18 protein-coding genes, 2 tRNA genes and 1 rRNA gene are annotated in these 19,197 nt (G+C 54.4%); 8 read left to right on the top strand and 13 right to left on the bottom strand.

Annotated features, from left to right (window positions below):
* Position 1: 1 nt before the first annotated feature.
* Positions 2-1,348 carry a Na(+)-translocating NADH-quinone reductase subunit A gene (locus tag ABLV17_RS04635; protein ID WP_308958712.1) on the bottom strand — a complete coding sequence of 449 codons (1,347 nt, stop codon included), beginning with the start codon at positions 1,346-1,348 and terminating at the stop codon, positions 2-4.
* Positions 1,349-1,757: 409 nt separating this feature from the next.
* Between ABLV17_RS04635 and dpaA the strand changes: the two genes are divergently transcribed.
* Complete coding sequence (dpaA, locus tag ABLV17_RS04630; protein ID WP_113374924.1) at positions 1,758-2,498, top strand: peptidoglycan meso-diaminopimelic acid protein amidase; 741 nt, start codon at positions 1,758-1,760, stop codon at positions 2,496-2,498.
* On the opposite strand, the gene ABLV17_RS04625 is transcribed toward dpaA, so the two are convergent.
* Positions 2,469-3,236, bottom strand: a complete 768-nt coding sequence (locus ABLV17_RS04625) for a class II glutamine amidotransferase (protein WP_015368120.1) — start codon at positions 3,234-3,236, stop codon at positions 2,469-2,471. The two genes, dpaA and ABLV17_RS04625, sit on opposite strands and share 30 nt — an antisense overlap.
* Before the next feature lie 149 nt (positions 3,237-3,385).
* Positions 3,386-3,967: a D-sedoheptulose 7-phosphate isomerase gene (lpcA, locus tag ABLV17_RS04620; RefSeq protein ID WP_004099149.1), complete on the bottom strand. Its 582-nt coding sequence runs from the start codon at positions 3,965-3,967 to the stop codon at positions 3,386-3,388.
* A gap of 240 nt (positions 3,968-4,207) precedes the next feature.
* On the opposite strand from lpcA, the gene fadE reads away from it, so the two are divergent.
* On the top strand, positions 4,208-6,652 hold the full coding sequence (gene fadE / locus ABLV17_RS04615) for an acyl-CoA dehydrogenase FadE (RefSeq protein ID WP_308958713.1): 2,445 nt from the start codon (positions 4,208-4,210) through the stop codon (positions 6,650-6,652).
* A gap of 170 nt (positions 6,653-6,822) precedes the next feature.
* Positions 6,823-7,593, top strand: a complete 771-nt coding sequence (locus ABLV17_RS04610; protein WP_045391172.1) for an amidohydrolase — start codon at positions 6,823-6,825, stop codon at positions 7,591-7,593.
* A 30-nt stretch (positions 7,594-7,623) separates the two neighbouring features.
* Here ABLV17_RS04610 and eamB read toward each other — a convergent pair whose 3' ends face one another.
* Complete coding sequence (gene eamB, locus ABLV17_RS04605) at positions 7,624-8,214, bottom strand: cysteine/O-acetylserine transporter (protein ID WP_271031961.1); 591 nt, start codon at positions 8,212-8,214, stop codon at positions 7,624-7,626.
* 103 nt (positions 8,215-8,317) lie between these two features.
* Between eamB and ABLV17_RS04600 the strand changes: the two genes are divergently transcribed.
* A complete protein-coding gene (locus tag ABLV17_RS04600; protein WP_271031960.1) occupies positions 8,318-9,199 on the top strand; it encodes a LysR family transcriptional regulator in 882 nt (293 codons plus the stop codon).
* A 60-nt stretch (positions 9,200-9,259) separates the two neighbouring features.
* Here ABLV17_RS04600 and ABLV17_RS04595 read toward each other — a convergent pair.
* Positions 9,260-9,336: transfer RNA gene (locus tag ABLV17_RS04595), tRNA-Asp, on the bottom strand.
* Between the two features lie 133 nt (positions 9,337-9,469).
* Complete coding sequence (dnaQ, locus tag ABLV17_RS04590) at positions 9,470-10,201, bottom strand: DNA polymerase III subunit epsilon (RefSeq protein ID WP_015368125.1); 732 nt, start codon at positions 10,199-10,201, stop codon at positions 9,470-9,472.
* Between the two features lie 64 nt (positions 10,202-10,265).
* On the opposite strand from dnaQ, the gene rnhA reads away from it, so the two are divergent.
* Positions 10,266-10,733, top strand: coding sequence for a ribonuclease HI (rnhA, locus tag ABLV17_RS04585; protein ID WP_015368126.1), 468 nt, complete (start codon positions 10,266-10,268; stop codon positions 10,731-10,733).
* Here the strand turns inward: rnhA and ABLV17_RS04580 are convergent.
* Positions 10,730-11,452 carry a class I SAM-dependent methyltransferase gene (locus tag ABLV17_RS04580; protein WP_045397913.1) on the bottom strand — a complete coding sequence of 241 codons (723 nt, stop codon included), beginning with the start codon at positions 11,450-11,452 and terminating at the stop codon, positions 10,730-10,732. The two genes, rnhA and ABLV17_RS04580, sit on opposite strands and share 4 nt — an antisense overlap.
* A 33-nt stretch (positions 11,453-11,485) precedes the next feature.
* On the opposite strand from ABLV17_RS04580, the gene gloB reads away from it, so the two are divergent.
* Positions 11,486-12,241, top strand: a complete 756-nt coding sequence (gene gloB, locus ABLV17_RS04575; protein ID WP_308958714.1) for a hydroxyacylglutathione hydrolase — start codon at positions 11,486-11,488, stop codon at positions 12,239-12,241.
* 71 nt (positions 12,242-12,312) lie between these two features.
* Positions 12,313-13,680, top strand: a complete 1,368-nt coding sequence (gene mltD / locus ABLV17_RS04570; RefSeq protein WP_087859100.1) for a murein transglycosylase D — start codon at positions 12,313-12,315, stop codon at positions 13,678-13,680.
* A 54-nt stretch (positions 13,681-13,734) separates the two neighbouring features.
* Here mltD and ABLV17_RS04565 read toward each other — a convergent pair whose 3' ends face one another.
* The 3 genes from ABLV17_RS04565 to ABLV17_RS04555 all read right to left on the bottom strand — a co-directional run bounded on the left by ABLV17_RS04565 (position 13,735) and on the right by ABLV17_RS04555 (position 16,683).
* Positions 13,735-14,505: a class I SAM-dependent methyltransferase gene (locus ABLV17_RS04565; protein WP_047067942.1), complete on the bottom strand. Its 771-nt coding sequence runs from the start codon at positions 14,503-14,505 to the stop codon at positions 13,735-13,737.
* 86 nt (positions 14,506-14,591) lie between these two features.
* Positions 14,592-15,389: an endonuclease/exonuclease/phosphatase family protein gene (locus ABLV17_RS04560; protein ID WP_015704463.1), complete on the bottom strand. Its 798-nt coding sequence runs from the start codon at positions 15,387-15,389 to the stop codon at positions 14,592-14,594.
* A gap of 103 nt (positions 15,390-15,492) precedes the next feature.
* Positions 15,493-16,683, bottom strand: coding sequence for an MFS transporter (locus ABLV17_RS04555; RefSeq protein WP_348854095.1), 1,191 nt, complete (start codon positions 16,681-16,683; stop codon positions 15,493-15,495).
* 104 nt (positions 16,684-16,787) lie between these two features.
* On the opposite strand from ABLV17_RS04555, the gene yafC reads away from it, so the two are divergent.
* Complete coding sequence (yafC, locus tag ABLV17_RS04550) at positions 16,788-17,690, top strand: DNA-binding transcriptional regulator YafC (protein WP_123273271.1); 903 nt, start codon at positions 16,788-16,790, stop codon at positions 17,688-17,690.
* A gap of 48 nt (positions 17,691-17,738) precedes the next feature.
* On the opposite strand, the gene dkgB is transcribed toward yafC, so the two are convergent.
* From dkgB to rrf, 3 genes are all read right to left on the bottom strand, one after another.
* On the bottom strand, positions 17,739-18,542 hold the full coding sequence (gene dkgB, locus ABLV17_RS04545; protein ID WP_049061038.1) for a 2,5-didehydrogluconate reductase DkgB: 804 nt from the start codon (positions 18,540-18,542) through the stop codon (positions 17,739-17,741).
* Between the two features lie 167 nt (positions 18,543-18,709).
* Positions 18,710-18,786, bottom strand: a tRNA-Asp gene (locus tag ABLV17_RS04540).
* Positions 18,787-18,842: 56 nt separating this feature from the next.
* Positions 18,843-18,958 (bottom strand): 5S ribosomal RNA (rrf, locus tag ABLV17_RS04535).
* Positions 18,959-19,197: the final 239 nt, after the last annotated feature.

The raw sequence follows: 19,197 nt of genomic DNA, 5'->3' as shown, positions 1-19,197 counted from the left end.
CTTATCCTTCCTGCTCAATCTGGGTTAACACGCTGCGCAGCGCCGGGCCGTATTCATATTTGCCCGGACAAACGTAGGTGCAGAGCGCCAGATCTTCTTCATCCAGCTCCAGACAGCCCAGCGCCTGGGCGCTATCGCTATCGCCGGCGAGCAGATCGCGCAGCAATATGGTCGGCAGAATATCCAGCGGCATTACCCGCTCATAGTTGCCGATCGGCACCATCGCCCGCTCGCCGCCGTTAGTATCAGTGGAGAAATTAAAGCGCTTGCGCTTAAAGAAATGACCAAGGGTGGTACGGGTAATCGAGAACTTCTCTTTGCCCGGCATCACCCAGCCAAACAGCTCTTTTTCACGGCCTTCTCGTACCACGCTGACCTGCAAATGGTAGCGCCCGAGGAAAGCGTGAGGGCCGCAGGCATGGGTGCCGCTCAAGACTGAACCGGAAATTACCCGGTTTTCATCATCCACCAGCTCGCCCGCCAGCAGTTCATCGAGGCTGGAGCCGAGACAGGTTTGCAGCAATCGCGGCTGTTTTACCTGCGGGCCGCCAAGGGCAATGACGCGTTCGCTGTACAGCTCGCCGTCGAGGAACAGTCTGCCGATGGCGATGACCTCCTGATAGTTGAGATGCCAGACCTGTTTGGTCAGGCTGACCGGCTCAAGGAAGTGAATGTGCGTACCGGCAAGCCCTGCCGGATGCGGACCGCTAAACTGGTTGAATGTCACCTGCCCGGCGGGATGGCCGCCCAGCTTGCCGCCGCTGGCCTGACAGACGTGGACTTTACCGTCCGTCAGGTGCGTCAGCACCGTCAGACCGGCATCAAAGGCTTCACGCTGGGCCAGGATAATCGGCTGCGGTTCAGCCGCCAGCGGGTTAGTATCAATAGCGGTGACGAAGATAGCCGCCGGAACGCTACCCGGCGCGGGAATTTTGCTGAAAGGACGGGTACGAAACGCCGTCCACTGCCCGGAGTCCAGCAGCTGTTGCTGCACCGCTTCCCGCGCTAAATCGTTAAGATCTTCTAATGCGTAGCGGGTAAACGACACCGCATCATTACTGCCGTCGACGTCAATCACCACCGATTGCAGCACCCGGCGCTCGCCGCGATGAATGGCGCTAACTACCCCGCTGGCTGGCGCGGTAAAACGTACCCCGGCGTTCTTTTTGTCTTCGAACAGCACCTGGCCTTTCTGCACCCGATCGCCTTCGCTCACCGCCATCGAGGGGCGCATGCCGACGTACTCCTCGCCGAGCAGCGCGACGCGTTTCACCGCAGGCCGGGACGAGATCTGCTGTAATGGCATGCCAGCTATGGGCAAATCCAGCCCTTTCGTGATTTTAATCATATCGTTAGCAGGTATCCGTAACCTAAACCCCGGCTCAAGCCGAGGCCAGCATTATTGATGGAATATCAGAATAAGAAAGGAATAGCGGTGCCACGGGGGCACAAGACGGGAGAGAAGCATCCTTTCTTACCCTGGTCATAAACGGCGGGAGTGTAACATTTTGTGAGTGGCAGAAGTAGGAAAAGCGCCAATAAGTGCTTCTAAAATGCGAGCTATTGCGCAAAGTTCTCACTGCGCTTTGCGGCAATATTCGCTATAAAGGAACATTAAATTGTAAACGCAGCCACACCGTGCTTGCGAAAAACTGCCGTGATGCTAATGTGAGCGCTCTAAATCCAGAAAACTCTGATTTCGGGTATCTCTTGCCGTCCTGGCATGTGGTTTTTTGTTTTATCAAGGAACAAGCAGTATGCGCAAAATCGCATTCTTTATTGCGATGCTTCTGTTGCCGTGCGTGTCATTTGCTGGGTTACTCAGCAGTAACAGCCCGACAACGCCGGTTAGCAAAGAATATAAACAGCAGTTAATGGGCTCCCCCGTTTATATTGAGATCTTCAAAGAAGAGCGGATGCTCGATCTCTATGTCAAAATGGGCGAAACCTACCAGCTTCTCGATAGCTACCGGATCTGTAACTACTCCGGCGGCCTCGGGCCGAAGCAACGCCAGGGCGATTTTAAAAGTCCGGAAGGATTTTATAACGTCTCGCGCAGTCAGCTAAAACCAGACAGCCGCTTTTATAAAGCGATCAATATCGGCTTCCCGAATGCCTACGATCGCGCGCACGGCTATGAAGGTAAATACCTGATGATCCACGGCGCCTGCGTTTCCGTCGGCTGCTACGCGATGACCGATACCGGCATTGACGAGATCTTCCAGTTTGTCACCGGCGCGCTGGTATTTGGCCAGCCAAGCGTGCAGGTCAGCATCTACCCGTTCCGCATGACCGACGCCAACATGGCGCGGCATAAGTTCTCGTACTATTCGGATTTCTGGAAGCAGCTGAAGCCAGGCTATGACTACTTCCAGCAGACCCACAAACCGCCGGTGGTTTCGGTGATGGATGGCCGCTATATCGTCAGCAAGCCGCTCAGCCACGAGGTTATCCAGCCGCAGCTGGCCTCAAACTATACGCTCCCCGAGGCAAAATAACGCCCACTCGCCTGGCATGATTTTATTCCAGGCCTCATTGCCGGTCAGCGGCTGAGTGGCGATAACGGAGACCACATCGTTTGGTGTGGTCTCACGTTGAAAATCAATTTCCACATCCTGATCCAGCAGCTTCGCCACGCCAAACGGCGCCCGACGGGTGATCCAGTACAGGTTGGTTGAACAGTACGCCATCACATAGCGCCCGTCCGATAACAGCATATTAAACACGCCCTTCTCGCGCATTTCGCCCGCCAGCGTCGCGATGTATTTAAACACGCCGACCATATTGCCCGGCGTGCGCGGATAGCGCTCGGTTAAACGGTGCAGCAGCCAGCAGAAAGCCGTTTCGCTGTCGGTCTCGCCCACCGGGCGGAAATTCCCCGTCTTCAGCGATTTATAGCCTTTGAGCTGGCCGTTATGGGCGTAGGTCCAGTGGCGCCCCCACAGCTCGCGAGTAAACGGATGGGTGTTTTCCAGCGCCACCTCGCCGCGGTTAGCCTGACGGATATGGGCAATGACGGAACAGGATTTGATGGGATAATCCTGTACCAGTTTGGCTATCGGCGACTGAAAGCTCGGCTGCGGATCTTTAAATGTGCGACACCCTTTCCCTTCGTAAAAGGTAATGCCCCAGCCGTCTTTATGCGGCCCGGTGCCGCCCCCACGCTGAACCAGCCCGGAGAAGCTAAAACAGATATCGGTCGGCACATTGGCGCTCATCCCGAGCAATTCGCACATAGATCACCTCATACAACTTACTGAAACATAAAAGGCGTTATTGGTGCAGTCAGTTTGGACACGGCCAGCGCGCAAAAACCGGAGCGTACTTCATGTACGTGAGGATTTTGAGCACTGCCCGGGTTCAAAATGGCTAACAAAATAGCCTTTTAAGCTTTAACCATCTCTTTTTCGATCAACATAATCAGAATATGAATCACCTTAATGTGAATCTCCTGAATGCGATCGGCGTAACCGAAATGCGGTACGCGGATTTCAACATCGGCGGAACCCGCCATTTTGCCGCCGTCTTTACCGGTCAGGGTGATCACTTTCATTCCCTGCGCACGAGCGGCTTCAATCGCTTTGATCACGTTGCCGGAGTTGCCGGAAGTGGAGATCCCCAGCAGAACATCGCCTGCGCGGCCAACCGATTCAACGTAGCGGGAGAAGACGTATTCATAGCCAAAATCATTACTCACGCAGGACAGATGGCTGACATCAGAGATAGCGATCGCCGGATAACCAGGGCGGTTTTCGCGATAACGCCCGGTCAGCTCTTCCGCAAAATGCATCGCATCGCAATGAGAACCGCCGTTGCCGCAGGAAAGCACTTTACCGCCAGCTTTGAAGCTATCCGCCAGCAGTACCGCCGCGCGTTGGATAGCATGAATGTTGGCCTCGTCCTGCAGAAAGTTGGCCAGCGTTTCCGCGGCTTCGTTCAGTTCGTTACGAATAAGATCCTGGTACATGAGGATAATCCTTCAGTATTGGTTGGAATAACCCTGGCAGTGTACCGGATAGCCGCCGAAGCGAGAAGCAGCAGGCGACGTTATCCCCCGTCCTTTTGATTTTACGTGCCGCTTTTCCAGCCAACAATGTGAGCAAGGTTGTAATTATTTTGTAAACACATTGCTAAAACAAATTACATCCACTACAACCAATACATCACAAGTGGTCAGACCTCCTACAAGATAAGGGAGCATTTCTCTATGATGATTTTGAGTATTGTTGCAACCGTAGTGTTACTCGGCGTGCTCTTCTATCACCGAGTCAGCCTGCTTCTCAGCAGCGTGATTTTGCTCGCCTGGACCGCGGCGCTCAGCGTGGCGGGGCTGTGGAATATCTGGCTGCTGCTGCCGCTGGCGATTATCCTGCTGCCGTTCAACTTTGCGCCGATGCGTAAATCCCTTTTCTCCGCCCCGGCGTTCCGCGCTTTCCGTAAAGTAATGCCGCCGATGTCGCGTACGGAAAAAGAAGCCATCGATGCAGGCACCACCTGGTGGGAAGGCGATCTGTTCCGCGGCAACCCGGACTGGCACAAGCTGCATAACTATCCGCAGCCGCGCCTCACCGCCGAAGAGCAGGCTTTCATCGACGGCCCGGTAGAAGAAGCCTGCCGCATGGCGAACGACTTCGAAATTACCCATGAGATGGCGGATCTGCCGCCGGAGCTGTGGGCGTACCTGAAAGAGCATCGCTTCTTTGCGATGATCATTAAGAAAGAGTACGGCGGGCTGGAGTTTTCCGCCTATGCCCAGTCTCGCGTACTGCAAAAGCTGTCCGGCGTTTCCGGGATCCTGGCGATCACCGTCGGCGTGCCTAACTCCTTAGGGCCGGGCGAACTGCTGCAACATTACGGTACCGAAGAGCAGAAAAATCACTACCTGCCGCGCCTGGCGCGTGGTCAGGAGATCCCATGCTTCGCGTTGACCAGCCCGGAAGCGGGCTCCGACGCCGGCGCGATCCCGGATACCGGCGTAGTCTGTATGGGCGACTGGCAGGGTCAGCAGGTGCTGGGTATGCGCCTGACCTGGAACAAACGCTATATCACCCTCGCGCCGATCGCCACCGTGCTGGGCCTGGCTTTCAAACTCTCAGACCCGGACCGTCTGCTGGGCGGCGAGGAAGAGCTAGGTATCACCTGCGCGTTGATCCCTACCTCAACGCCGGGCGTGGAAATTGGCCGTCGTCACTTCCCGCTGAACGTGCCGTTCCAGAACGGCCCTACTCGCGGTAAAGATATTTTCGTACCGATCGATTACATCATCGGCGGCCCGAGCATGGCCGGCCAGGGCTGGCGTATGCTGGTTGAGTGCCTGTCCGTGGGTCGCGGCATTACTCTGCCGTCCAACGCCACCGGCGGCCTGAAATCCGTCGCCATGGCGACCGGCGCCTACGCCCACATTCGCCGTCAGTTCAAAATCTCGATTGGTAAAATGGAAGGAATCGAAGAGCCGCTGGCGCGTATCGCAGGTAACGCCTACGTAATGGACGCCGCCGCTTCGCTGATTACCTACGGGATTATGCTTGGCGAGAAACCGGCGGTGCTGTCGGCAATCGTTAAATATCATTGTACACACCGTGGCCAGTGTTCAATCATTGACGCTATGGATATTACCGGCGGTAAAGGCATCATGCTGGGCGAAGGCAACTTCCTTGCCCGCGCTTATCAGGGCGCGCCGATCGCCATTACCGTTGAAGGGGCGAATATCCTCACCCGCAGCATGATGATCTTTGGTCAAGGGGCGATTCGCTGCCATCCGTATGTACTGGATGAGATGGCCGCCGCGCAGAACAATGACGTTAACGCCTTCGACAAGCTGCTGTTTAAACATATCGGCCACGTTGGTAGCAACAAAGTACGCAGCTTCTGGCTGGGCCTGACTCGCGGCCGCACCAGCAGCGCGCCGACCCGTGACACCACGCGCCGCTACTATCAGCACATGAACCGCCTGAGCGCCAACCTGGCCCTGCTGTCGGATGTATCAATGGCGGTGCTGGGCGGCAGCCTGAAGCGTCGCGAACGTATCTCCGCGCGTCTCGGCGACGTGCTGAGCCAGCTTTATCTGGCATCGGCGGTGCTGAAACGTTATGACGATGAAGGCCGTAATGAAGCGGATCTGCCGCTGGTCCATTGGGGCGTGCAGGATGCGCTGTATCAGGCGGAGCAGGCTATCGATGACCTGCTGAAGAACTTCCCGAATCGCTTTGTCGCAGGCGCGCTACGTCTCGCCATCTTCCCGACCGGCCGTCACTACGATGCGCCGTCCGATAAGCTGGATCATAAAGTGGCGAAAATCCTGCAGGTTCCGAGCGCGACCCGCTCTCGTATCGGTCGCGGTCAGTACCTGACGCCAAGCGAACATAACCCGGTTGGCCTGCTGGAAGAGGCGCTGCTGGATGTGATGGCGGCGGATCCAATCCACCAGCGCATCTGCAAAGAGCTGGGTAAAAATCTGCCGTTCACTCGCCTGGATGAGCTGGCCACTAATGCGCTGGCCAAAGGGTTAATTAATCAGGAGGAAGCCGCAATCCTGACCCGTGCAGAAACCAGCCGTCTGCGCAGTATTAACGTTGATGATTTCGCGGCGGATGAACTGGCGACCAAACCGGTAAAGCTGCCGGAAAAAATCCGCAAGATTGAAGCGGCATAATAAAAGCAATACTGCACATCACGACAAAGGCGGGGGAATTTCCCCGCCTTTTCTTTTGCCGTTACTCGCCGTAGATAGCATTTTTTTAACAAAATATTCCATGCCGCCTCCGGCTGCTGATATGGTATTAAAATTAGCTTAATGCCCTCTTCATAATGGAGTTCACCACTGTGCCTGGCTTGAAAATTACGCTGTTGCAGCAACCGCTGGTGTGGATGGATGGTCCCGCCAACCTGCGCCATTTCGATCGTCAGCTGGAAGAAGTGAGCGGGCGCGACATTATTGTGCTGCCTGAGATGTTTACTACCGGATTTGCCATGGAAGCGGCGAAACAATCGATGCCGCAAGGAGAGGTCGTTGAGTGGATGCTGGCGAAAGCGGAGCAGACCAACGCGCTGATTGCCGGTAGCGCGGCCTTGCAGACCGAACGTGGCCCGGTGAACCGTTTTCTGCTGGTAGAGCCCGGCGGTAAAACGCACTTTTACGATAAGCGTCACCTGTTCCGCATGGCGGATGAGCACCACCATTATGAGGCAGGTACTGAACGAGTGGTCTTTGAATGGCGCGGCTGGCGGATTCTGCCGCTGGTGTGCTATGACCTGCGCTTCCCGGTATGGTCGCGTAACCACAACGATTACGACCTGGCGCTTTATGTTGCTAACTGGCCTGCCCCGCGTTCGCTGCACTGGCAATCGCTGCTGGTCGCCAGAGCAATTGAAAACCAGGCCTACGTCGCCGGCTGCAACCGCGTCGGCACCGATGGAAACGGCCATCACTATCGGGGCGATAGCCGTATCATTAGCCCGCAGGGAGAGATTATCGCCACCGCCGAACCGCATCAGGCGACGCGGCTCGATGCCGATCTGTCGTTGGCCGCGCTGCAGGAGTATCGCGAGAAATTTCCGGCCTGGCAGGATGCCGATCCTTTCACGATCGGCTAAACACTTTTCAGGAGCCGCTGCGCTCCCTTTTTATTCCACCACGATCCGCAAAGCGCAGTAGACCAATAACGCTGCCAACACCCAGTTCAGTTGCCGCCCGTACAACAAAAACAGGCGCTGAAACAGATGCCCCGCCAGCGCCCAGCACAGATTTCCCAGCGCACCAATCGCCGCCAGCAGCAGACTCACGCCGATGAGCCAAACCGGCTCGCGGGTAACGGGCAGGACAAAGGTAGAGAGCGCGGTGATGCCATACAGAATAATTTTTACGTTGACGAACTGCAGGCCCAGGCTCGTCCAGAAACCCACCGGCTCTGTACTCAGCGCGCCTGCCCCCGGTTTGCTTTTGGCTATCTGCCAGGCCAGCCACAGGATATACGCCGCGCCAATCCATCCCAATATCCGGGTAAATCGCGAGTCGAGTTCCACCAGCGAAAAGGTTAAAGCCGCGCAAATCAGCATAGTGATAATAAAACCAATGCTCATCCCCGCCAGCACCCGCAGACTGCGGCGTAAGCCATGGGAGGTGACGCTGCTGAGGGCAAGAATATTATTGGGGCCGGGAGTCAGCGCTGTTATCAGGGTATAAGTCAAAAAAGCACTAATCAAAGCTGGGGTCACTTGTCTTCTCCTTCGTTTTGGCAGACAGTACCCGATGCCATTCATTTAAAAAAATGAATGTTTTTTGATTCTGAATTCGATATTTTCGATAGTTGGTGGCGAAATGGATCTGCGGCGTTTTATTACTCTCAAGACGGTAGTGGAAGAAGGCTCGTTTTTACGCGCGGCACAAAAGCTATGCTGTACGCAATCCACGGTGACCTTTCATATTCAACAGCTTGAGCAAGAGCTTGCCGTTCAGCTGTTTGAAAAAATTGGCCGCCGCATGTGTCTGACCGAATCCGGTAAAAAGGTATTGCCGCACGTTCATGAACTGGCGAGGGTGATGGAAACCATTCGTGAGGCGGCTCGCGAGGATGGCGAACCGGCTGGCGAGCTGCGCGTTGCCTGTGGGGAAACCCTGCTGGCCTATAAAATGCCGCAGGTGCTACAGCGCTTTAAACAACGGGCGCCGCAGGTACGCTTATCGCTGCAGTCGCTCAACTGTTATGTCATCCGCGATGCGCTACTCAACGATAGCGCCGATTTAGGCGTGTTTTATCGGGTTGGCAACGATGACGCGTTAACCATGAAAAGCTTTGGAGTGCAGTCGCTGACGCTGGTCGCCTCGCCGCAGCATCCGGCGGTCGATTTTACCTGCTACGGGCAACATATTCCGCTGAGCTTTGTTATCAATGAGCCACAGTGCGTATTTCGGCAGATTTTTGAAAGCACGCTGCGCCAGCGCGCCATTACCCTGGAAAATACCATTGAGCTCTGGAGTATCGAAAGTATTAAGCAGTGCGTGGCGAGCAATCTTGGCGTCAGCTATCTGCCGCGTTTCGCCGTTGAGGAAGAGCTTAAGTGCGGAACGCTGGTTGAACTCCCGTTCAGCGATATTCCACTCACTATTAACGCGATATGCGCCCATCACGCCGGTAAAGTGGTCAGCCCGGCAATGCGGGTATTTATGCAGTGTGTTGAGGAGGCGTTAGGGGCGGATTAAATGATAATTCCCCCAAACGACGAAGGCCTGAATCATTGCTGATTCAGGCCTTCTGAATAGTGGCGGAACGGACGGGACTCGAACCCGCGACCCCCTGCGTGACAGGCAGGTATTCTAACCGACTGAACTACCGCTCCGCGTTGTTGTTCCGTTGGGAACGAGGCGAATATTACGGTTTCCCTACATCGTCGTCAACGCTTTTTCTTCACTTTTGAATCGTTTGCTGCAAAATTAGCCCGCCCGCCTATTTTTAGCGCATATTGTCGGCAATCAGGCGCGCCACAGGCAGCTTCCGCCCTTCTTCTGCACCAGATCGAGACGCGATTCATGGTCCGCCAGCTCGCTGTCAGAGGCATAAACCACGCGTAATTTACTGGCGGCGCGGACAACGCGCTGTATTCCAATATCGCCGGCCTGCTGTTGGCCTTCCCCTTCCATCGAAAACGCCATGCTGGTCTGCCCGCCGGTCATCATCAGATAGACGTCGGCCAGTATCTGGGCATCGAGCAACGCCCCGTGCAGCGTACGCTTGCTGTTGTCTATTTCATAACGTGAACAGAGCGCATCGAGGCTGTTACGCTTGCCGGGGAACATCTTACGTGCCAGCGCCAGGCTATCGGTGACCTTACAAAAGGTCTCCGTTTTCTCAATGCCGCGGTTCAGCTTTTTGAATTCATAATCCATAAAGCCGATATCGAACGATGCGTTATGGATGACCAGCTCCGCGCCGCGGATATACTCCATGAACTCATCGGCAACGTCGGCAAATGTCGGCTTATCCATGAGGAATTCATCGGCAATACCGTGAACGCCGAAGGCTTCAGGGTCCACCAGCCGGTCGGGCTTCAGGTAAACATGGAAGTTATTACCGGTGAGGCGACGGTTGATCACCTCTACGGCGCCGATCTCGATGATCTTATGCCCTTCATAATGGGCGCCGATCTGGTTCATACCGGTGGTTTCGGTATCGAGAACAATCTGTCGTGTAATTGCAGTGCTCATAGCGGTCATTTATGTCAGACTTGTCGTTTATATATCGATTTCAATTACAGGAAGTCTACCAGAGATGCTCAAACAGGTAGAAATTTTCACCGATGGTTCTTGCCTGGGGAATCCAGGGCCTGGCGGCTACGGCGCTATTATGCGCTATCGCCAGCATGAAAAAACCTACAGCGCGGGCTACCGCCTGACGACTAACAACCGCATGGAACTAATGGCTGCCATCGTCGCTCTCGAAGCGCTTAAAGAGCATTGCGAAGTGGTGCTAAGCACCGATAGCCAGTACGTCCGCCAGGGGATAACCCAGTGGATCCATAACTGGAAAAAACGCGGCTGGAAAACCGCGGACAAAAAGCCGGTTAAAAATGTCGATCTGTGGAAACGTCTTGATGCCGCTCTCGGCCAGCATCAAATTAAGTGGGAATGGGTCAAAGGCCATGCCGGGCACCCGGAAAACGAACGCTGTGACGAACTCGCGCGCGCTGCGGCGTCTAACCCCACGCTGGACGACGTCGGCTATCAGCCGGAAAGCTAATTTCCCCCGTCGCGCCACTGCCTGGTGGCGCCAACGGCCGGGCGCAGCTGCGTCTTCGCCTTCCCGGACTTCATCGGATTTAGCGTCAGCGGAATGGTTCTTTTCCGCGCGACGATCATCTGCAAACACCCCAAAGCCGGCAGATGTGTACTTAACATTTTTCCCCCCAGCTTCGACCAGGGCAGCACCTGATAGCGACCGTAGTGCAGCACCTCAAAATTGAGCAGCGCCAGCCAGTCAAGCTGTCGCGTCATGGTAAACATCCGGCTGTTATAGGGGATAGTTTTTCGCAGGATCGGCGTCACTTTGCGCAATCCGACGAGGCTCATCGGATTAAAGGCGGTCAAAATCATCCAGCCATCGTCAATCAGCACGCGGTCAGCTTCGCGCAACAGCCGGTGCGGATCGCTGCACCATGGCAAAGTATGCGCCAGTAAACAGGCATCCACAGATTTGGCGGCGAAAGGAAGATACAGCGGGTCGGCTTTGACCTGGATAGGACTTCCCCCCAGCGAAACGTTCACCTGATGGGAGATCGCACAGGCTTCGGTATTGATTTCCGCGCTCAGATTGCCAATCTTAAGTAGATGAAAGCCATATAATTTAGCCAGCCACGGTTTCATATGCCGTTCCAGCGACTCGCGATAGTATTCACCCCAAGGCATACTGGACCAATGCTCTGGAGCTGTAATTGTATGAGGTATCCTTGCCGGCTTCATCGCAACCTTCCGCAACGCTTTGAGAGGTAATTTATGAATCTTATCAGTATTCCTGCATTTCAGGACAACTACATCTGGGTTCTTAGCGACGATAACCGTCGTTGTGTGATAGTCGACCCGGGCGAAGCCGCGCCGGTACTCGCGGCCATTGAAGAAAACGGCTGGCAGCCAGAAGCGATTTTGTTAACCCACCATCACCACGATCATGTTGGCGGCGTGAAAGAACTGCGGCAAAAGTTCCCGCAACTTGTGGTTTACGGGCCGGCAGAAACCCAGGATAAGGGAAGCACGGATATTGTATCTGATGGCGATAGCATTACTCTTTTGGGTCACGAATTTTCTATTTTCTCCACTCCCGGTCACACATTAGGACATATCTGTTTCTACAGCGAACCTTATCTATTTTGTGGCGATACAATGTTTTCCGGAGGCTGTGGCAGATTGTTCGAAGGTACAGCAGACCAAATGTATCAATCATTTATGAAAATAAACACCCTTCCCGCTGACACACTAATTTGTTGCGCACATGAGTACACTTTAGCAAACATGAAGTTTGCATTGAGTATCCTGCCAGATGATATGGATATAAAGGATTACTACCATAAAGTTAATGAGTTACGCGCAAAAAACCAAAAGACACTACCCGTTACTCTGAAAAATGAACGCCGTATAAATTTATTTTTACGTACGGATGACAATGATTTAATTAAAGAAATATCCAAAGAAACAAATTTGCAACACTCAGCGCAGAGATTTGCATGGTTAAGGTCAAAGAAAGATGACTTCTGAGATTTAACGCTTGTCATCCTCGGCCTTCACCGTTATCCTTGCTCGTCTTTTAAGCAACTATTGACACACACATGAAGGCACGAGCGATATTACTCGCCTCTGTCCTGCTGGTAGGGTGCCAGGCGTCGAAGCACGACGGCACCGTAGAGCAGCGAGCACAGAGCCTTTCTGCAGCTGGTCAAGGGGAAGCAGGCAAGTTCACAAGTCAGGCGCGATGGTTAGATGATGGAACCCTCTACGCGCAAGACCAGGATCTGTGGACTTCCATAAGCGACGAGCTAAAGATGGGAATTCCGGAAAACCCCCGGATTCGCGAACAGAAACAGAAGTACTTACGTAATAAGAGCTATCTCCACGATGTAACTTTACGGGCTGAACCGTATATGTACTGGATAGCCGGGCAAGTTAAGAAACGTAACATGCCAATGGAACTGGTATTACTACCCATAGTGGAGAGCGCTTTTGACCCACACGCAACGTCTGGCGCCAATGCCGCAGGCATTTGGCAGATCATTCCGAGCACAGGGCGCAATTATGGTTTAAAACAGACCCGCAGTTACGATGCGCGTCGTGATGTCGTCGCGTCTACTACCGCGGCGCTGGACATGATGCAACGTCTGAACAAAATGTTCGACGGCGACTGGTTACTGACCGTCGCGGCATATAACAGCGGCGAAGGCCGGGTAATGAAGGCCGTGAAGGCGAACCGTTCGCGTGGTAAACCCACCGATTTCTGGTCGCTCTCGCTGCCGCATGAAACCAAGGTCTACGTGCCAAAAATGCTGGCTTTGAGCGATATTCTCAAAAACAGCAAGCGTTACGGCGTGAAGCTGCCCACGGCTGATGAAAGCCGGGCGTTGGCGCGCGTTCGCCTCGATAGCCCGGTTGAGATTTCTCAGCTCGCGGACATGGCAGGAATGCCGGTTAGCAAGCTGAAAACCTTCAACGCCGGCGTAAAGGGGTCCACGCTTGGCGCTAGCGGGCCAAAGTACGTCATGGTGCCTCAGAAGCACGCAGCACAACTGCGTGAATCTCTGGCCTCTGGCGACATTGCCGCCGTACAGCCGACGCAGCTTGCTGACAATACGCCGCTGACCAGCCGTAGCTATAAAGTACGTTCTGGCGACACAATTTCCGGAATTGCTTCGCGTCTCGGCGTTACCACCAGGGATCTGCAGCAGTGGAACAACCTGCGCGGTTCTGGGCTTAAAGTCGGGCAAAATCTGGTTGTCGGCGCAGGCAGCAGTGCGCAACGTCTGGCGAACAACAGCGATAGCATCACCTATCGTGTTCGTAAGGGCGACTCGCTGTCGAGCATCGCAAAACGCCACGGCGTCAATATCCGCGACGTTATGCGCTGGAACAGCGATACCGATAACCTGAAGCCAGGGGATCAGCTGACGTTGTTTGTGAAAAACAACGACAGACCTGAATCCTGATTCCAGGATAATGAGAAAGGCACCGCTTCACCGGTGCCTTTTTTATTGCCAGCGTTACACTGCTTTATGCGCTTCAAACATGATGGTATCGCTGGTAAACGATCCATCCTGCTGTAATTCGAAGTAGGCTTTAACCTCTGCCGATGCGCTCTGCTGATATAAGCGAATCGCCTCCGCCAGCGCCTCGGGCGTGCGCATCCGCGCGACCCACGAGCTAAACTCCAGCGGCAGACGGTCGGTCAATAAATGATTGATCGCCAGGCCTGCGTCATTGGCCAGCGCCAGCCACTCGCCGCTGGAGTAGTTACGCACGTGCGAAGTGTCGCGCAGCGCTTCTACGGTTTGCAGCCAGACATCACGCACCGGATGCCCCGGAGACATCACGTCCATGATGATCATCACCCCACCCGGCTTCAGCACGCGTTTCACCTCACGCAGCGCCTGGCCGACATCATGCCAATGGTGAGCGGAGTAGCGGCTAATCACCACATCAAAACTGGCGTCGGCGAACGGCAGCGTTTCAGCATACCCCTGCTGAGTGACGATGTTGGTAAAGCCTTTGTCTTTTGCCGCCTGAGCGACAACCTCCAGCATCTGGCTCGATAAATCATACGCGGTAACCTGCGCTACCTGGCCGGCAGCGGTAAAGCTGGCGTGCCCTGCCCCGCATCCCATATCCAGCAACGTTGCCTGCGGGAAATCCGCCAGCCGTTCCGCCAGACGCTGCAGATCGCGCCCGGAGGCGTGCACGGCGCTGGTCAGATAGGCGCTTGCCTGTGAGCCGAACTGCTTTTCGACGTTGTCATGATGAGAGCGTGTTGTCATTGTGTTGTCCTTCGGTGGTTTGAGTAATAAAGGGCAGCATCGTGCTGAACGCAGACCTGCCCGATGGCAGGCCTGACATACCTTAATTAATCAGGCTTGCCGGGACTGAATTCGACTAGTAGCGGGTTGTGATCGGAGGCGCGGGTCACCAGCACGGAAGCATCGTGCACGCTTAATCCACGGTAGAACACAAAATCGAGCGGGCGACCAAACGCGCGGCGGCGCTGATCGTCAGAGAAACGAACCTCGCGTAACGACATCTCACGCGCAAAGCGGTACAACGCATTCATCCGCGGGCGGCTCCAGGCGTTGAAATCACCAGCCATGATTACCGGCCCGCTGTGATGGGCAATCTGATCGCCAATTGGCAGCAGCTGTTTACTATAGACATCGACGCCAAGACTAAAATTAACCGCATGGATATTCACCACCATTAACAGCCGTGCATCGGGCAGCGGATAAACGGTCACTAACGCCGATTTAGGCAAACGTAAAATAGGTTCGCGCTCGCGCAAGGGACAGCAATAGATGGGGTGAGCGGAGGCCAGCGTCATCACGCCGGAAGGATGCTGCGGCAATACCAGCGCCGGCACCTGATCGGCGGCCAGATAGTTTGAAGTCGCGAACCGGACCAGCTCAGGGGTGGTTTGCGCCTCCTGCAACAGGACCAGATGCGCGTCTTTGCCGAAATTTTTGAGTACCGACTGCCATTCAGCACGCTGCTGCTTGAAGATATTCCACACCAGCACGCGAATTTTCTCATCGCTGCTTAATGGCGCGCCGGCGGGATAAACCGGACTGACGCCCGCAAACGCCCCCGGAGGCAAGATTCTCTCCGCAGGTTGTCCGGCGACATAGCGCATGGCATAGGTATTCTTTCGCAATTTGGGCATTGAACCTCGATAACAGGAAACCAGCCCGACTGCGGCTGGTTCTTCTGTTATAGGGATTTTCCCATACACTTTCAATGCAATTTGCGAGAAAGCCTTATCCTTCGAGAGAAACGGCTGCCGAACGGCGTGGAGATTTATCTAAACGACCGCTCAGTACGACCAGTAGCAAAGCCACCAGCACAATCAGCGCGCCAATCCACGGCGTCTGCGCCAGACCGTACAGCTCGACCGTCTGTCCACCAATGACCGAACCGAGGGCAATACCAATATTGAAGGCAGCGATGTTCAAACCAGAAGCAACATCAACGGCGCCCGGCGTGTACTGTTCAGCCTTTTGTACCACATAGACCTGCAGACCCGGAACGTTGCCGAAGGCGAAAATCCCCATCACCAGTACCGTTGCCAGAGAGGCGTAGTGCAGATTAGCCGTGAACTGGAAGACCAGCAACAGTACCACCAATGCAGCGAAGATAAATTTCAACGCGGCGACAGCGCCATGTTTATCAGCGAGCTTACCGCCCCACACGTTACCGATAGCGACAGAGATACCGTAACCCAGCAGGATCCAACTGACCGCAGACGGGCTAAAGCCAGCCAGGTCCTGCATCATCGGCGCGAGGAAAGTAAATGCGGTAAACACGCCGCCATAGCCCAGCGCGGTAATCGCGTAGATCATCAACAGGCGCGGATGAGTCAAAACTTTCATCTGATCGCGCAGGCTAGCTCCGGCGCGGCCCGGAATATTATTTGGTACCAGGATCAGGCTGCTGATAAGCGCAATGACGCCCAGAATCGATACCGCGAGGAACGTTTCACGCCAGCCAAAATGCTGACCGATGAATGTCCCGAACGGCACCCCGGTTACCAGCGCGACCGTCAGGCCACCGAACATGATAGCAATGGCCGAGGCGGCTTTCTCTTTTGGCACCAGGCTGGTGGCAATCGTCGAGCCGATAGAAAAGAATACGCCGTGCGCCAGGCCGGTCAGCAGGCGGGCCACAATCAAAGTGCCATAACCCGGAGCCTGCCACGCTAGCAGGTTACCGGCGGTAAAAAGCACCATTAACGCCAGCAGGAGTTGCTTACGCGGCATGCGCCCGGTTAACGCGGTCAGCACCGGCGCGCCAACCGCCACGCCTAGCGCGTAGATGGAAACCAGCAGGCCCGCAGACGGCAGCGAAATAGCCAGTTGTTCGGCAATGGTCGGTACCAGACCGACGATCACAAATTCGGTAGTGCCAATAGCAAAGGCACCGATGGTTAATGCAAGTAGCGCCAGTGGCATAATTTACTCCGTAGCATCAGGATTAAGATGACACGTAGTATGAAGGGATGTTTAAATAACAAAAACCATCAAAATCTCAATAGAATTTTGCTATAGGTGCAACAATGAGAGCCACGTCAGAAGAGATCGCTATCTTCGTCGCCGTAGTGGAAAGCGGCAGTTTTAGCCGGGCGGCCGAGCAGCTCGGACAGGCAAACTCTGCCGTCAGCCGGGCAGTCAAAAAGCTGGAATCAAAGCTAGGCGTTAGTTTGTTAAACCGGACCACGCGCCAGCTGAGCCTGACAGAAGAAGGCGAGCGTTATTTCCGCCGCATGCAGGTGGTGTTGCAGGAAATGGCGGCTGCCGAAAATGAGCTTCTGGAGACGCGTACCACCCCTCGCGGATTGCTCCGCGTTGATGCCGCCACGCCGGTGATGCTGCATTTTTTAATGCCGCTGGTAAAACCGTTTCGTGAACGTTATCCGGAAATGACGCTCTCGCTGGTCTCCTCGGAAACCTTCATTAATCTTATCGAACGCAAAGTCGACGTTGCGATCCGCGCGGGTACCCTCACAGATTCCAGCCTGCGCGCCCGTCCGCTATTCAATAGTTACCGTAAGATCATCGCTTCGCCTGATTATATCACCCGCTACGGCACGCCGGTAAATGCGGAAGATCTTGCGGATCATCTCTGTCTGGGATTCACCGAACCCGTCTCGTTGAATACCTGGCCTATTGCCGCCAACGATGGACAATTACTGGAAGTGGGTTGCGAAATTACCTCTAACAGTGGCGAAACGCTAAAACAGCTCTGTCTTGGCGGCAATGGTATTGCCTGTCTATCGGATTATATGGTGGATAAAGAGATTGCCAGCGGGGAGTTTGTGGAGCTACTTGCCGACAAGCGCTTGCCGGTGGAGATGCCTTTCAGTGCGGTGTACTACAGTGATAGAGCCGTCAGCACGCGTATCAGGGCATTTATTGACTTTCTGAGTGAGCATGTCAAACAGCTCCCGAAGGAGCTGTAAAAAACTATCATCCGGCAGCGGCATCAACCGTCTGCCGGAATCAGTGGATTAATCCCACTTCGGCGCCAGACCTTCCGGGCTTACCAGTCGGTCGTTGCAATCCAGCGCGGCAATCGCTTTACGATCTTCATCATCCAGCTTCAGATCCAGCGCTTTCAGGTTGCTCGCCAGGTTTTCACGCTTGGTGGAAGATGGAATAACCGCATAGCCTTCGCCCATCGCCCACGCCAGGATTACCTGTGCCGGGGTCGCATTATGTTTCGCCGCGATACGGGCAATCACTTCATCTTTCAGCGCTTTACCGTAGGCCAGAGTCATATAAGAGGTGATGTGGATACCGTGTTCACGCGCCCAATCCACCACTTTACGGTTCTGCAGGTACGGAGACAGTTCAACCTGGTTGGTCGCGATATTTTCAGCGCCAACGGCGGCAATCGCACGCTCCATCAGTGGAATAGTGAAGTTAGAGATACCGATCTGACGGGTCAGACCCAGTTTCTTCGCTTCCATCAGCGCAGCCATAAACTCTTCAACAGCAACCGCATCGTTCGGCGACGGCCAGTGAATCAGCGTCAGATCAACATAATCGGTACGCAGCTTCTGAAGACTCTCTTTCAGGCTGGCGATCAGCTTGTCTTTACTCAGGTTTTCGATCCAGATTTTGGTGGTGATGAACAGTTCATCACGCGGCACGCCGCTTTCCGCGATAGCCTGACCAACAGCGGCTTCGTTTTCATAGATCTGTGCGGTATCGATAGTACGATAGCCCAGCTCCAGCGCCATTTTTACAGAGTTGATGACTACGTCGTCTTGCAGACGGAAAGTACCAAGACCAAATGCAGGGATTGCCATGATAGATGTTCCTCGTTAATTATTCATTTCGCTTAACTGAGGCCATTATGGTTGAAGGTCGGGCTGGGAAAAAGATCGATAAATGCAGAGGATTTTTGCTGATTTAGCAATAATTAGAATGGAGAAAACAAAAAAGCCCTGAGCAGATGCTCAGGGCTTCAAATAAGTGGCGGAACGGACGGGACTCGAACCCGCGACCCCCTGCGTGACAGGCAGGTATTCTAACCGACTGAACTACCGCTCCACCGAATTTTTTCTACATCTACCGGTTTAATGCCCCGGTTTTACTGCAAATTTGATGCCTGGCAGTTCCCTACTCTCACATGGGGAGACCCCACACTACCATCGGCGCTACGGCGTTTCACTTCTGAGTTCGGCATGGGGTCAGGTGGGACCACCGCGCTATCGCCGCCAGGCAAATTCTTTGTGCTCAGTACGCAATTCTTTATCGCATCAGCGGCGTTGCCTGCGCTCGTCAACTCAGTCACATACTTTTGTATGCTCCTTCCTTTCCTTCGCTTGCCGCCTTGCTGCTGCGCAAATTATTGCGTACTCAACTCTGAATCTAAGCTGAAAATCATCTCAAATCCGCCAAAACAGCTTCGGCGTTGTAAGGTTAAGCCTCACGGTTCATTAGTATCGGTTAGCTCAACGT

It is taken from the genome of Klebsiella sp. CN_Kp091, assembly GCF_040065095.1.
Classification (GTDB): Bacteria; Pseudomonadota; Gammaproteobacteria; order Enterobacterales; family Enterobacteriaceae; genus Klebsiella; species Klebsiella aerogenes.
Note: the sequence above shows the minus strand (reverse complement) of the source record. Positions and strands in the feature narration are given on the sequence as shown.